Source organism: Nitrobacter sp., from assembly GCF_051535215.1.
In the GTDB taxonomy this organism is placed as follows: domain Bacteria; phylum Pseudomonadota; class Alphaproteobacteria; order Rhizobiales; family Xanthobacteraceae; genus Nitrobacter.
On the sequence record NZ_JBPPLY010000031.1, the window covers coordinates 1 to 13770 of the forward strand.

The 13770-nt window shown below is 60.7% G+C and carries 11 protein-coding genes; 3 read left to right on the plus strand and 8 right to left on the minus strand.

The annotated features are described in order from the left end of the window. Window positions 1-377 precede the first annotated feature (377 nt). The 3 genes from ACS3WB_RS15965 to ACS3WB_RS15975 are packed head-to-tail and all read right to left on the minus strand — an operon-like array spanning window position 378 to window position 5250. Window positions 378-3917, minus strand: a complete 3540-nt coding sequence (locus ACS3WB_RS15965) for a DEAD/DEAH box helicase (RefSeq protein ID WP_046845542.1) — start codon at window positions 3915-3917, stop codon at window positions 378-380. Continuing rightward, window positions 3901-4677 (minus strand): Hachiman antiphage defense system protein HamA, encoded by a 777-nt coding sequence (locus ACS3WB_RS15970; RefSeq protein WP_046845543.1) that lies wholly within the window; start codon window positions 4675-4677, stop codon window positions 3901-3903. The genes ACS3WB_RS15965 and ACS3WB_RS15970 overlap by 17 nt, the downstream gene beginning before the upstream one ends. Before the next feature lie 18 nt (window positions 4678-4695). Beyond that, window positions 4696-5250 carry a hypothetical protein gene (locus tag ACS3WB_RS15975; RefSeq protein WP_046845544.1) on the minus strand — a complete coding sequence of 185 codons (555 nt, stop codon included), beginning with the start codon at window positions 5248-5250 and terminating at the stop codon, window positions 4696-4698. A gap of 183 nt (window positions 5251-5433) precedes the next feature. On the opposite strand from ACS3WB_RS15975, the gene ACS3WB_RS15980 reads away from it, so the two are divergent. The 3 genes from ACS3WB_RS15980 (at window position 5434) to ACS3WB_RS15990 (ending at window position 9010) form a co-directional block, all read left to right on the plus strand. Further along, window positions 5434-6216 carry a helix-turn-helix domain-containing protein gene (locus ACS3WB_RS15980; protein WP_046845545.1) on the plus strand — a complete coding sequence of 261 codons (783 nt, stop codon included), beginning with the start codon at window positions 5434-5436 and terminating at the stop codon, window positions 6214-6216. Between the two features lie 83 nt (window positions 6217-6299). Beyond that, a complete protein-coding gene (locus ACS3WB_RS15985) occupies window positions 6300-6524 on the plus strand; it encodes a hypothetical protein (protein WP_046845546.1) in 225 nt (74 codons plus the stop codon). Continuing rightward, window positions 6521-9010: an AAA family ATPase gene (locus ACS3WB_RS15990; RefSeq protein ID WP_046845547.1), complete on the plus strand. Its 2490-nt coding sequence runs from the start codon at window positions 6521-6523 to the stop codon at window positions 9008-9010. The genes ACS3WB_RS15985 and ACS3WB_RS15990 overlap by 4 nt, the downstream gene beginning before the upstream one ends. Here the strand turns inward: ACS3WB_RS15990 and ACS3WB_RS15995 are convergent. The 5 genes from ACS3WB_RS15995 to map form a co-directional block, all read right to left on the minus strand. Next, complete coding sequence (locus ACS3WB_RS15995; RefSeq protein ID WP_046845548.1) at window positions 8949-9773, minus strand: hypothetical protein; 825 nt, start codon at window positions 9771-9773, stop codon at window positions 8949-8951. The genes ACS3WB_RS15990 and ACS3WB_RS15995 overlap by 62 nt on opposite strands. Then, window positions 9766-11013, minus strand: a complete 1248-nt coding sequence (locus ACS3WB_RS16000; RefSeq protein ID WP_244465970.1) for a PDDEXK nuclease domain-containing protein — start codon at window positions 11011-11013, stop codon at window positions 9766-9768. Before ACS3WB_RS16000 ends, ACS3WB_RS15995 begins: the two co-directional genes overlap by 8 nt. Window positions 11014-11108: 95 nt before the next feature. Continuing rightward, window positions 11109-12350, minus strand: a complete 1242-nt coding sequence (locus ACS3WB_RS16005) for a tyrosine-type recombinase/integrase (protein ID WP_046845549.1) — start codon at window positions 12348-12350, stop codon at window positions 11109-11111. Between the two features lie 155 nt (window positions 12351-12505). Beyond that, window positions 12506-13114, minus strand: a complete 609-nt coding sequence (locus ACS3WB_RS16010) for a JAB domain-containing protein (RefSeq protein ID WP_438276465.1) — start codon at window positions 13112-13114, stop codon at window positions 12506-12508. Between the two features lie 128 nt (window positions 13115-13242). Continuing rightward, a partial coding sequence (gene map, locus ACS3WB_RS16015) for a type I methionyl aminopeptidase (protein ID WP_438276466.1) occupies window positions 13243-13770 on the minus strand: 528 nt, incomplete at its 5' end.

Here is a 13770-nt window from a genome sequence, read left to right on the forward strand (position 1 = left end):
TTCGAAAGCTATCGGGCTCACTCTGTCAAACCCGAGGTAGCACGATGCTGAATTGTGTCGCGCCACGCCAACGCTAGCCGGCGAGATCCAAGCCCAGCGACATCAGGGAGAGTTTCTGCACAGCCTGGGGGTGTCCCCGCAGAAGGGGTCGGCCGAGACCGTGGGCTCGGCCGCAGGGGAAGGCTTTCCCCTCCCGGGCTCCCAGATTGCGGCCACATTTCCCATTAGCGGGCCATTCACTTCCAAACGGCGGGGATTCGGAGCTGGAGGCAGTTCGGCGACGCCGGTCTTCGAGTCTTGTCGTCAGCCACGGAACCGGAGGGTCTCGACGAACAGCGTGAACGCAGCGGACGCGAAGGGCTTCATCATTCGCCCTCCTACACATTCCAAAGGTCATCCGGGCCGAGATAGACGAGATCGAGTTGTCCACCTTGTGCCGCGACTGTGGCCCGTAGAAGCCCACGGCGACCTGCGTTCAATGTGTAAGGGAGGACGCCATGTGACAATCCTTCGGGGGACAGGACGAGAGGCTGGCCATTCCAGTGATACAGGGAAACCGGTGATCCTGGAGGCGGCGGCAACGTGGTCCAGTCTACATTCGCCAAGTAGGTTCGCTCCGACCAAGTCTGGCTGGCGCCTGGAGCGAACTCCTGCTCGAAATCGAGCCAAAGGCTTCGTGTTTCGGGCGTTGGCCAGTCCGGCTGGTCGACAAAAGCGGCCACTTCAGGCGAGCGGAGCCAAATTCTCAAGTCGTGCCCGGTCTCGAATGTCGCCCCGGTGTCATTTACGGCTTTGATAGCGGCGAGGCGCGAGTTGAATCCAGCTTGTATCAGGATCGAGGCCGACCGGTTCATGGTGCCGGTTTCGACCGCCGAAAGTGCTAGACCAAGCTCATGATCTTCTAACGTGGCAACCGCGCCGAGACCGCCAACGACATCGCCATTTGCGGCCGCTCGAACGCGTAGCGCCTCCATGGCCCACGGCAGCCGGTAAACAAGGCCATCTTCGATGAACCGCAAGCCGTCACCATCGCCATTGGCGACCAAGGCAGCCAGAGGCTCTCCGCGAAGCCAAAAGCGCAGAATGTCCCGCCAATTGCCGGGTAGCGGATCCGGCGAGAAGGGATGGAAAGGGAATACACGCTCGGCAATGCCGGTGATCGCAGCGATCGCCACATCGCTATCCCCAATGAGCAAAGCGCCGTTCGCCTCAACAAGCAACTGATTGGCCTCCGGTGCCACGGCATCCAGAGCTTGGCCTGCTGCCAAGCCAAGGCCCGCAAGGAAGTAGCCCTTGCGCTTCGCTGGGGTGGAGTTGGCCCAGATATACCGACTTCGGGTCAGCAGCGTGGACTTAAAAGCGGTGCGAGCTTCGTTCGATGTTCGCAGAAGCCGTCGCTGCCATAAAGATGATTGTAGGATCGCGTCGAGCGTCGCCTCGATGTCGGCATCCGGCACATCTTCTTCGCCAATGAGGCTGAGGATTGCGGTGTCGAGCGTCGCGAGGTGCGTTTCCCATTGCTTCCGCGCGTCATCCCGGTCTTTAGGCTTTTCCCCCGGCACCTCTGGAAAGTTCCAAGCAGCCGCGTTGTTGACGACGTACTCCGTCAGATGATTGAGGTCGCCGCCGACGATTTTGTGCATGCGCAGGAGAAGGGCCGCGAGCAATTGGATCAGGCCGCTTTCCATCTCTCGCGCGCCCGGGTCTCCAATTAGCTGGACCCATTCGTTATGTTTTTTGCTCCGTCGATCCTCGAAGATCGGGAAAAGGACAAGGCCTTCGACGTCGATATAGGCTCGGCCGGCGCGCCCAACGACATTCTTGAACTCCGAGACCTTGATCATCTCGCCGTTGCGATAAAGCGAGTGCATGACGACAGCGGTGGCCGACAGGTTCAGCCCTTGGGCAAGGGTCGGCGACGAGATCGTGACTTTGAGGATGCCGTCGCGAAGGAGACGCTCGACTTCCTTCCGGTAGGCGGTGGGCAGAGCGCCGTGATGGAGCGCAACGCCGAGCCGGAGGCATTTCAAAATATCGCTATTTGGGCCTAGCCATTCCTCTCCCAAAGCGATGGCCGTCTGGAGCACCGCAGGGTCCACTTCTAGGAGCGACGGCAGCGCGCCGCGTTCGTGCAAATCGACGATGACCTCGGCGTATGGCTCCACGCTCCGGCGTTGCGGGCAATAGATGAGAACCGTTTGCCGGTCTTCGACCAGGCGCCAAGCCGTGGCGAGGCAAAGCTCTCGTTGGTCGCAGGGGAATATCTTCGTTCGCTTCCTTTTTGGTTTGACGAAAAGCTGCGGAATGAAGCCAGTAAAGAACCGAGGCACGAACGGGCGTTCGCCGTCGACACGGAGGTTCAGGCGTGCATTCGGGCTATTCCAACTGACTTCTCCGAAACGGAGACGCGTTGGGCGCCAATCGTTTTTGACAGGCCCGCCAGCCTGATCGCGGCGCAGCCATGCGGAGAAATCCTCCAGCTGATCTCCATCTGGGAGGATTGCCGAGAGGCACACGATCCGACGCTGATCGGCGTCAGGTCGGCGAAGCAAGCGCTGAATTTGGACTTCGTAACGAACTTCACGTTCGCCTGGGCCGATCATATGGCCCTCGTCGAAAATCAGAAGACCGACATCGTCGAGCAGTGAAGGATCATTGCGAAGCGCGAAATCGATCTTCTCCGGTGTGGCGACCACGATGTCGCGTTCCCGAATAGCGTCTTCATCGAAGCCGGAGACGCCGATGCTCCCATAAAGGGCCGAAATTGTCTTACCGAGTGGCTCAAAGGTACGTTGGAGGTTCGCTTCCGTCTGGGCTGAGAGAGCCCTTAGCGGTGTCACAAACATGACCCTCCGGCCCCCTGCAAGGCACCGAAGAATGCATAGCTCCGCGACACGTGTTTTGCCGGCGCTGGTCGGCAGTGAGACGACGAGATTATCGGACTGATTGACGGCGCGAGCCGCCGCCTCGATCTGCGATGGCCAGAGGTCGATTTCAGCCTTTGGCCGGGCGCCAAGAGAGGCGATGAAAAGTGATCGCAAGCCGAGCCAGTCGGCAGCGGCACCGCCTGTGGGAATCAAGGGGATCTTTTCATGAAACGTATTGGACCAGAGATCGGACAGAAGATGGATCGCGATGCGATGAGCCCACCATTGCGGAAGCAGGTTGAGCTCTGCACAGATGGCGAGGCTTTCCCGTAGGCGTCCGATCGCCTGATCGACCAAGGCACGTTCGCCCCGGTCGAGCGCCAAAAGGAAGATCGAGATAGCGCCGAAGAAGTTGTCGGTGAGGGCGATGTCTAGGCCTTCCCAAAGGAAGTCATGACCATTGCGTTCAGGAGCTTCTTGGTCAGCCGGTTCATTGTTTTCTTCAGCGATCCGCGCCTGAAACAAGCCGGTGATCCGTGCGTCAGATCCTTCGCCGTTCAGACGATAATCATGCACAAGTGTACGCAAGGTGGTGATGTTCCTGCGCATCAGCAGCGCCAGAGTCCTTTCAAGCGGCGAGAAGTTCTCCTCGTTTACGACGATTGCGAGGAGCGAATAGGCCCGCGCCGAAAGCTGAGCGAGATGGTAGCTGGCGGCTGCCATCACGAAATGGAAGTCCCGATCCGACTCGCCGCGATTACCTTTGGCCATGACGGACTCTAGGGCGGTTGCCGCCTGTACAAAGGCGACCCGGGCCTGGGCGGGATCGCCATTCATCTCCAGCATTCGCAGGCCAAGGCCAAGTAGTCCGTAGGCGTAGCTGTGAAGATCGTAGCTGAGTTGCGGCGAGAATTGCGGCGCGTCGGGTGGAAGGACGCCGCCTCGCCAAATCATGGCGCGGGCTTGGCCTTGCGCGATGAGCCTGCCTCGAAAACCGGCTGCGGCCGCCTCGGTAATGGCCGCTGAAATGGCGTCAGGGTTGGTTGGCATTCGCGATCACACGATCATAGACAGCGCCGACGAAGGCCGCATGGCCGTCGACGTGGAGACCAACGCCCCACTGGTTGATCTGCCCGGGATAGGCTTGAAGCGACTGCGTCAGCAACGCCTGCGGCGAGTTGCCCGAGAACGTGAACAATAGATGCTGGACACTCGCCAACGGGATGCCGTGACGCACCAGTGCGTCGTCGATTGCGTCTGCCAGGGGCTCGTTCGCGAGTTCAAGCAGGCGCGCTGATATGAATGACAGCGCGTGCGATGAAGGCCGTCCATTGTCTTTGTCCAGACCAGCGCGCGCCTCCGTAAGGGTCTGCGCGCGGAGACAGGCACGGCTCTTGGCCTCAGTCTTGAGAAAACGGAGCCGTTGAGTGGCCTGGTCAAGGATCATGCCGATGACATCGTCTCCTCGCATTGCCATGTTGCGATGATCTTTCCACCGCAGACGTTTGATCGGCACGCGATAGCCGCTATGTGCGTCGATCCATTCGGTCGCGTAGATTTCACCGAGATCGCCGGAACGGATCTGCTTTGTCTGAGGCAACAACCCTGTGACTAGGTCGGCAGCCCCCGGCCTGCCGAGGCGACGTAATGCGCGGGCGACTCGCTCTTCGGCCGCATAGTGACCAGGCACCGCTGTGGCGGTCAGCTGGACGCCTGTCGGGCGATCGACGGCGCGGCCGGTCTTGATGTGGAGGTGGTGGTTGCCGAGTGGAGTATCGGCTCCGTCACACCAGTCGTTGAATTGCACCATGCGCTCATACCTTCTCGATTAAGCGCGGCGCAGCATTCGCGGGATGTGGACGCGGTGAAAACCGTGGGTCTGCACTTGTCGGCGAAGCTTGGGGGTATCATTGACGCCGAACGCGATAGCCGCCTTCAGGGGGCTCGCAAAGGTAGCGTAGAAGGTCCAGCGAGCGTCCTTCGGCAGTGGCGCGTTCTGGCGTCGGTCGGTGATGACAACATCGCGGTGGTCCTTCCTATTGCGAAAGGCATGGAAGGTGATCCAGTCGGGCCGCCTGTACCGTGCCGCCTTGCTGAAGGGCACCGACTGAACCTTCACGTCGCTTTGGTCGAGAACCCAATCGCGCTGCTCTAATATCTGCCTGACCATGTGGCCGACCATCTGCTTAACGCGGTCAATCAGGACGTCTTCGCGGAACTCCTCCAGAAGTTGTTCTTCAATGCCTTCGACGGCGGGCTTTCCGAGCTCTGAGGCTGTCTCAAGGCGAGCGATAATGGCAGGCCGCGTGAGAAACGACCAAATGCGCTGACCGATGTCGGACTCCGACAGCGAAGCGAATTTCTCCGGATTGTAGCGAAGCATGATAGGCCTCCTTGACCGGGCATAAATGGCCGGTCATAAATGCCTAGTCAAGGGCACCGCACGTTGAATCGCTTAGTCTGCCGGTTCGCCGCTCGTGTGCCGCTCCGATTCCGGTCGGCTGCCTCACGCTGCGTGGCGTCTCCGTGTAGATTTGGATCATCGAAAACGCGGAATGAGGCTGAGATGAAGAAGGTCGTGCCGAACGGGAAGGTTGTGAAAGCCTTGAGGGAGCAACTTGAGAGACTGTCGACCCAAAAGGAAATGGCGAATGAAATCGGGGTCAGCGTTCGAATGCTTCGCATGATCGAAAATGAGAATGCGCCGATTGCAGTAACAACGGCCGATCGGCTGGCAAAAGCGCTGCAAGTTCACCGCGAGCGGGTCATCCTCGTCTCGGAGCCTTTGGAGACGGCGCCGACGGGAAGTGCGCCGGATGTCTTCTCCGCGCTGATGGAGGATGAAGACCGGCTCATAGCCCGCAACGACTATGATATCGCCCGAGCGACCACGGATGAAGGCGCGCTCTATACCGAGGCAGCTCGCTCACACGACGTGGCCTGCATCATCGAGACGACGCTTGATGAGGAAACGGGTGCCTATGCGCAGGAACTGTTCGATATCCTCGTCGGCTTGTCCTGGTCGCAACGCGATATTCTCGTGGACATTCCCCCAGCTACGGAGATCGCGGTTCGCCGGCGTATCCGACAGCTCATCGTTCTTCTCAAGGGCAACGACATCTGGATCTATCAGACCTCTGTCTTGAGGAGATTGCCGGAGCGCTACACGGTCGCGCCGGCAGACGAGCCTTGCTCGTATCAAAGCCGTCAGGTCGTGGCGCTGGGTCCGCCGGGTGAGTATGGCGAGACCACCATGCGTGTGCCGATCGATCACGGCCAGCCGTTCATCCTTCCGGCGTGGCGCAAGCTTCGCAAGGGCGACAATGAGGGGGTGGCGACGCCTCCATAATGGGAAGCAATCGTTTGATCATCAAGCTGTTGGGCGCGCGCTGAAATCGAATAAATGTGCATTTGGCGGAAGCCGGGGGGCATATGAAGTTTAAGCTGGAAAATACTTTCGAGGAAAATCTGGCCTTGTTTCAGGCTGAGGCCGAGCAAATCGATCCTGACTGCGCGAAGATCCTCTTAGACAATATGCATCTCCTGGATTCGGGAGGTGACACCGCGCCAAGCCGAGCAACGATCGGCGAGTTTCACAAGGCGGTACTGGCTGCACTTAATGGTCTGTCCAACCCAACAGGCGAGGACAAGGCATGACGCGGTATTTCCTAGGCAGCTTATCGATCGAGGGCTTTCGCGGGATCAACAATGACGGCGACCCGCTCGTCCTCAAATTCAAATCCGACGCCGTCAACTCGGTCCATGCGCCGAACGGGGTCGGTAAAAGTTCAATATTCGAAGCCGTCTGTTTCGCGATCCACGGCATCGTTCCGCGCCTGAAGGCGCTCCAGGAAGCCGAGCAGGGCGACAGCTATATCGTCAATCGCTTCCATCCCGGGCAGCAGGCGACGGTCGACCTGATATTCGCCAGCGATGACGGGTCGCCGGATGTGGCGATCAAGGTGGTGCGGTCCGCCAACGGCGCGCGCCTTGTGACTTCTCCCAGCGGTCATGCTGATCCGCAGCAATTTCTGGCAAGTCTGCAGGAGGATTTTGTCCTCGTTGACTATAATCGGTTCGCGAAGCTGATCGACATCTCCGCCTTGGAGCGCGGGCGATCTTTCGCATCGCTCGTGGGACTGAGCCGATATTCGCGCCTGCGCCAGGCCTTCGACGGCGCCAAGCGAACGCAAAACATCAACGGTGATCTGGGGCTCTCCGCGCTCGATGCTGAGGTGACCACAGGGGCGCGCGCGTTGAGCGCGATCGAGCGGCGTGTCATCGCCGCCCACGACGAGGTCGCCGGGGCGGGAGGCGCCGCCGTCGATAAACTTTCCGATTTGAAGGCGGCGGTGACAACCGCCTTGTCCGCCATCGCCTTGCTCAAGCCATTGATCGGCGAGGCCTCGGTCATGGACCTCGATTTCGACGCCGCGGAGCTGGCGATCGAGAAGGAGGAAGGCGGGGAAGCGCGCAAAACGCTGGATGCGCTGACCACCTCGGTCACGTCGTTATCGGGGCTAGAAGTCACGGTGGAGGAACTGGCTGACCTTGATCGGCTGCTTGAGCTGGCCGGAAGGAGAGACGAAGCGGTGCGCAGCGTCGGCGCGGAAGCATTGCATGCCCTTTTGCGCGATGCGCTGGCTGTGGTGTCCGGCGCCGATTGGCACGACCCGAATCAATGTCCAGTTTGCGAGGCGAAAGGCAGTGCCCCCCTAAAGCCGCGGCTGGAAGGCAAGATCGCTAAATACGATGCCGCCGCCCAGCTAGGCGCCGAACTTGTCAAGGATGTCGCCACGGCGCCTGGGATCGCGAAGCTCCGCCAGGTTGAAGAGGCGGCGGCCATGGCGATCGCAACGGGCGATCGACTGCACGTCGCGTTCGATTTGGCGGCCAAGAAGGGCGATGTGGCGACCTCCGACCTGGAGGGCATCAAGGCGCGTCTCGGGGTTCTTGAAACGCAGCGCGGCGAGACTCTTGCTCGGGTGCAGGGAGAGGCTGACGCATTGCAGGCGCGGTTGCCGCCGTCATTGGTGCAGGTGACCCGCATCCTCAGTTTCGCAAAGCAGTTCCGCGATGCCGTGCTGGAATACGAGAGCGGTGCCCCAGCGCTCAAGGCGAAACAGGACAAGCTCAAAGTTCTGAATCGTTGGAAGACGTTCATCACGCGTGCCGGGCGGAGCTTCGCCGACGCCGAGGCCGCGCTGGCTAACGAGCGGATTGCCGAGATTCAGACCGCTTGCCAGGATCTGTTTGGTCGGTTCGTGCGCGGCGGGCCTGATGTGAAGCCGACCCTGAGCCGGGCGCAGAACAGCGAGAACGTTGATCTGAAGCTCGCGGACTTCTTCGGCCTTCAGGACCTCAGCGCCCGGGCTCTCCTCTCGGAAAGCTATCGGAATGCCGTGGCAGCCGCGATTTTCCTGGCGGCTGCGACCAAGCACAGCGGCGTTCCGCGCTTCATGGTACTTGACGACGTGACGTCCAGCTTTGACGCGGGTCACCAGTTCGCGTTGATGGACGCGGTGCGGACGTTGCTACGCTATGGCGCAGTGCCGGACGGGCTGCAGTTCATTTTCTTGAGCCATGACACCAGCCTGGAGAAATACTTCGACAAGCTGAACGGCACCGCGGATTGGCATCACCAGAAGTTGCAGGGCATGCCTCCGAAGGGGCGGCTCATGGTATCGGCTCAAGAGGCTGATCGTCTCAAGGCGCAGGCGTTGCAGCATCTGAATGCTGGCCAGATCGATATTGGTGCGCCGTTTCTGCGGCAGTATCTCGAATACAAGCTGGGACAGATCATCGCCAAGCTGGAGGTCCCGGTTCCACCGGACTATGCCACCCGTGGCGACAAGCGGACGCTCTCGACCTACATCGACGCGATCGGCGAGGCAGTGAAGCTTTATCATGCGGCCAATCGGTGTGTGCTGACGCCTCAGCAGATCACCGATCTCCAAAACCATCATGTGCCATCGATCGTTGGCAATTTCGTCAGCCACTACGAGACCGGCGCAGGTACTCCCTTCAACGCTTATGCCTTGCTGGGTGTGCTGCAGAGCATCGATGCGCTGGCAGACTGCTTCACATATGTTGATCCAGCCAACAACCAGAAGCGCTTTTACCGCCGGTTGGAACGGCGCTAGTCTGCATTTCGCGGAGGGAGGGATCGACGAGTTCGAGCATTCCCTCCGCGACCATCAGATCAATAGCGAGGCCGAGGGCCTCGGTTTCGTTCTCGGTGAAGCGCGCGTTGTCATATCGGGTAGCGAGGTCGATGCTGAGCTCTTCGATCAGGCGCACGACCATGTAGATGTGCAGCGCGTAGGACCGTCGGGCGAGACCTTCATCGGTCTCCGGAAAGTAGCGCGTCAGGTTCGTTGGCCCGGGGAGGCCATCCATCTCGCCGTCCCATTCTGTCGCGCTCTGCACGACGTCATGTTGGGAAACGTGGGCGGCGGCCGACAGCCCGCCGTAGAGTCGGGCGAGTGATTGTTCCAGGGCGGCGATATTGGGGGCGCCATTGAGTTTTCGCCGGTTTGCACGAACTGCCTTGAGCTGAGCGAGTATCTCAAGTTCCTGGCGCAGCATCGCGTGCGCTTGCAGGTAGCGGGCCTCTGCGAGCGCTGTCTCACAAGGGGCCATCCCGATCACGAAGGCGGCGAACAGGGCGTCACGCTCGAAAGCGGTCCGGTCACCTTCGACAACGGTGCCGTTGATACGCAACAGGCCGCTGGCGAGGACGCCCGTCACGAGCAAATGGGCATCGATCAGCCGCCCGTAGACGGCCATCGATTTGGCCTTGGCTTGGTCGCCATAAACCTTCTGGACGGCATAGAGGGTCGCGGCTTGCTCGATCAGTTCCCGTTTGTGACGCTCAATCGCCTCCTCGTTCAGGGCATCAGTCATCAGTGTCTATTGCCCTGAGCTCGGCCAAGAAGACCGTGCCGATCTCCACCGCCCGCTTCGCTACGTCGGTGTCGACGTCCACGCCGTGTGAGGCTTCGTTCATCACGCGCAAGGAGCCAAGCATCTGCTCGGTGCTGGCCGGCGCCAGCCCCTGCCGCTCGAGGTCACGCAGCATGTTCATGATGCCGACTGGGCGATTGACGACGACACCTCTCGCTGCGGCGAGGTCGCGGAGGGCGCGCTCGATCTCGATGCGGAGCTTGACCACTGACATCAGCGGGAATTCGCGTGCGAATTCTTCGACGGTCGGCAATTCATGCTGGAGCTGAGGCGGTAGCGCGGGTGACAGACGGTACTGGGCCACGCCCATCGGCTTGCTGCCGTCGCGCAGGGCGTATTCGACGATCACTTCGTTGCGGCCTTTGCACAGAATGATGCCGATGGTCGGCTGATCGTCCCTATGCCGAAGCTGGTCGTCGACGGCAGAGAGGTAAAAGTTCATCTTGCCCGCGAATTCAGGCTTGAAGTCCTCGATCTTCAGCTCGATCACGACGAAGCACCGCAGCCGAAGGTGATAGAAAAGCAGGTCGAGATAGTAATCCTGCCCGCCGATCTCGAGATGGTATTGGCTGCCGACGAAGGCGAAGCCCTTGCCGAGTTCGAGGATGAGCGAGCGCAGATGCTCGATCAGCCCGCGTTCGAGGTCGCGTTCCAACATGTCGGGGCCGAGCGCGAGGAAGTCGAATGTGTAAGGGTCTTTGAGGAGCTGCTGGGCAAGCTCGGACTGTTGGGCAGGAAGGGTTCGCGAGAAGTTGGTGAGCGCGCTGCCTTGGCGGGCGAACAGATTGCTCTCGATCTGGTGGACGAGGACCGGACGGCTCCAGCCATGTTCAATGGCCTGTCGAGCGTACCATGCGCGTTCCTCGGTCGCCTTGACGCTATCGAGCAGGCTGATGTTATGGCCCCAGGGTAATTGTGCAATGACCCGTTGCACAAATTCGCTGTCCGGCCAGGCGTCGGCCAAAGCGCGCATATATTTCAGGTTTCGAGCCGAGAGGCCGGTCATTTCAGGGAAAGCCCGGCGGAGATCCTCAGCCAAGCGGTCGATGACCTTGGCGCCCCAACCCTCACGCTCCTGCCGGGCCAGGATATCACGGCCGATGCCCCAGTAGAGCAGAATCAGTTCACGATTGACCGATAGGCTGGCGCGATAGCGCGCCTCGGTGATCTTCTGCTTCAAGTCACCGACGAAGGCAGTATAGCTTTGCGCGTCGATCTCGGCGGCCGTTTTCGCGGCCTTGGCGCGGTGGGGCGTCGGTTTGGCTGGAGGGCGGCTCATGCGGCCGCCTTCAGACGCTTCTTCGCCAGCATGGCGCGAACGAATTTGTCCCATTTCGCCATGCCGGCGCGCTTCTCGACCATGTAGTGCCAGCGATCGTAGTGCTTGGAGCTGACGTCCTGTAGCGCATGGTTCTGGAGGCGATCGCGGATTTCCTTCGGCACGCCCGCCTTGCCGGCCAGCGTTTTGAAGGTGCGGCGGAGATCGCGGTTCGTCGCATAAGGGATCACGCCGCGGTCCCGCTGGCGCCAGACGAAGCTATAGAGCGTGCCGTGGCTGACGGGCTGCTTCGGGTCTTTGGCCGAGGGGAAGAACCAGCCGTATTCGTTCGGCTTGATCGACTCGATCAACTCGGCGGCGAGCAGAGGCACGGGGACGGCGTGAGGCTGCTCGTTCTTGGTCTTGGACCAGTCGATGATACGCTCTTTGGCGTCCCACTGATCGACATGGAGCCGCGCGATCTCCTCGACGCGCTGGCCGGTCAGCAAAATAAGCTGCACAGCGCGCGGATAGGAGGGGTGAACCGGCGTGTCGGGGCACTCTAGCCAGCGATAGAGCTGCACGAACTCGTCTTCGTCGAGCCAGCGAGTGCCTTTGACCTTGGGTTCAGTCGGGATGCCCGTCGCCGGATTGAAAGGAAGCCGGAAGCGACGAGAGGATTGCTGCCGATAGTCGTTGTCGGACTTCATGCCCCAACTAAAGGCCGCATGGAGGTATGAGCGCACATGGTCGGCCATCGACTTTGCGCCGCGCTCGTAGATCGGACGGATCAGCTCGATAATTTCCTCGGCCTCGATCTCGCGGGCGAGGCGGTTACGTCCGAGCGTGTCGGCGATCTTGTTGAGGCCTTTTTCCGTTTCCTTCCAGGATGGCTTGCCCGCATCCTTGAGCGCGGCGACATAGCCCTCGAGCAGATCGGCGACGGTGCCGGGGCGAGTGTCGGTGGCGATCTTGATGCTACGCCTCTTCTGGATGACGTCTGCGAAGTCGCGCTTGTAGATTTCGCGGGCTTGCGCGAGCGACATTGAGGGATAGGCGCCGATCTTCTTCTTGGTGCGTTTGCCGTCCCGCCATTGCTGAGCCATCCAGTCAGCGGTGACACGTTTCGGCATGGGCTTGAGAACAAGGACGAGACGGCCCGTACCGCGCCCTTCGCCATCGGCGAGGTTCTCCTGCTTGCGACTGATCTCGACGCGCTTCAGCGCATGTCGGATCGCGGTATCGGTTAGGGCGGGCATAGCGTTTTCCTCCTTTCCGGAACTGGGAGCGGTCGAGGAGAAGCAGGGATCGCTAGCTGGGAGCGGAAGGCCGTTTTCTACCCCTTTTACAGCCCCCAATTTGCCAAAACCGCCCCCACTACGCAATACCCAGAAATCGCTATTTCGTCAGTGTTTCAACGTGCTTGTGCGTGATCCAGCGTGATCAAAGAGGGGGTAGTGGGATGGTTGTGGACCATGATGATCGCGGTCGCCGACAGTTCGAGCGCCCGTTTGACGACCTCGCGCGGATAGACCGGCGTGTGGTCGACGGTCCCGACCTGCTGCAATTCGTCCGCGATGAGCTGGTTGCGCTTGTCGAGGAACAGAATGCGAAACTGCTCCTTGTCAGCGAACGCCATCGAGGTCCGGCAATAGTCGATCACCGCGGCCCATGACGACAGCATCGTCCGCTGCTTCAATTGTCCTTTGGCTACGCGGCTGGCGCTCGCCGCGATCAGCTTGATCTCGATGATCGCCGCTTCCCCGAGTCCGCTGATTTCCCGGAGCCGGGCATCGGGTGCATGAACCACTTCGGCGAACGATCCGAACCTGCCGATGAGGGACTTGGCCAGCGGCTTGACGTCCCGGCGTGGCAGCGCGCGGAACAGCACCATTTCGAGCAGTTCGTAGTCGCTGAGCGCATCTGGCCCCGCGTCGCGGAATCGCTCCCGCAGCCGCTCGCGATGGCCGTGGTAGTGCGGCGCTTCGGCAAATCCTGGGGGGCTCTTGGCGTCTGCGGGCATCAGGATGCGGCGAACCGGTTGGTTACCGCAACCTTGCCGTGGTCGACGGTATTTGCAACCCCCATTCAGGGATGCGAGTCACGAAAGGACAAGCAGTCCAACGCGATCTTTGACCGGGTTGAAGGTTCTCAGCCTCCGGAGGGTGGGTTGTCGGAGCTGCGCTGTGGCAGCGTGAAGATCTCGACTCCGGTCTGGGTCACGCCGACCGAGTGCTCGAATTGCGCCGACAGCGAGCGGTCACGGGTCACGGCGGTCCAGCCGTCGGACAGGATCTTCACGTGCGGCCTGCCCAGATTGATCATCGGCTCGATGGTGAAGAACATGCCGGGCCTGAGCGGTACGCCTTCGCCGGGTCGGCCGACATGGATGATGTTCGGTTCGTCGTGGAATATCCGGCCGAGCCCGTGACCGCAGAAATCGCGCACCACGCTCATGCCCTGCGGCTCGACGAAGCTCTGGATGGCATGGCCGATGTCGCCGGTCGTCGCTCCCGGCTTGACCGCAGCGATGCCACGCATCATCGCTTCATACGTCACCTCGATCAGACGTTCGGCCTTTCGGGCGATCGGGCCGACCGCGTACATCCGGCTCGAATCGCCGTACCAGCCATCGACGATAAGGGTCACGTCGACATTGACGATATCGCCCTCTTTCAG

What these genes read in the sequence shown, in the direction of transcription:
- ACS3WB_RS15965 (WP_046845542.1), bottom strand. Translation starts at nt 3,917, where the DNA reads ATGCCAACCAACCCTGACGCCATTTCAGCGGCCATTACCGAGGCGGCC.
- ACS3WB_RS15970 (WP_046845543.1), bottom strand. Translation starts at nt 4,677, where the DNA reads ATGGTGCAATTCAACGACTGGTGTGACGGAGCCGATACTCCACTCGGC.
- ACS3WB_RS15975 (WP_046845544.1), bottom strand. Translation starts at nt 5,250, where the DNA reads ATGCTTCGCTACAATCCGGAGAAATTCGCTTCGCTGTCGGAGTCCGAC.
- ACS3WB_RS15980 (WP_046845545.1), top strand. Translation starts at nt 5,434, where the DNA reads ATGAAGAAGGTCGTGCCGAACGGGAAGGTTGTGAAAGCCTTGAGGGAG.
- ACS3WB_RS15985 (WP_046845546.1), top strand. Translation starts at nt 6,300, where the DNA reads ATGAAGTTTAAGCTGGAAAATACTTTCGAGGAAAATCTGGCCTTGTTT.
- ACS3WB_RS15990 (WP_046845547.1), top strand. Translation starts at nt 6,521, where the DNA reads ATGACGCGGTATTTCCTAGGCAGCTTATCGATCGAGGGCTTTCGCGGG.
- ACS3WB_RS15995 (WP_046845548.1), bottom strand. Translation starts at nt 9,773, where the DNA reads ATGACTGATGCCCTGAACGAGGAGGCGATTGAGCGTCACAAACGGGAA.
- ACS3WB_RS16005 (WP_046845549.1), bottom strand. Translation starts at nt 12,350, where the DNA reads ATGCCCGCCCTAACCGATACCGCGATCCGACATGCGCTGAAGCGCGTC.
- ACS3WB_RS16010 (WP_438276465.1), bottom strand. Translation starts at nt 13,114, where the DNA reads ATGCCCGCAGACGCCAAGAGCCCCCCAGGATTTGCCGAAGCGCCGCAC.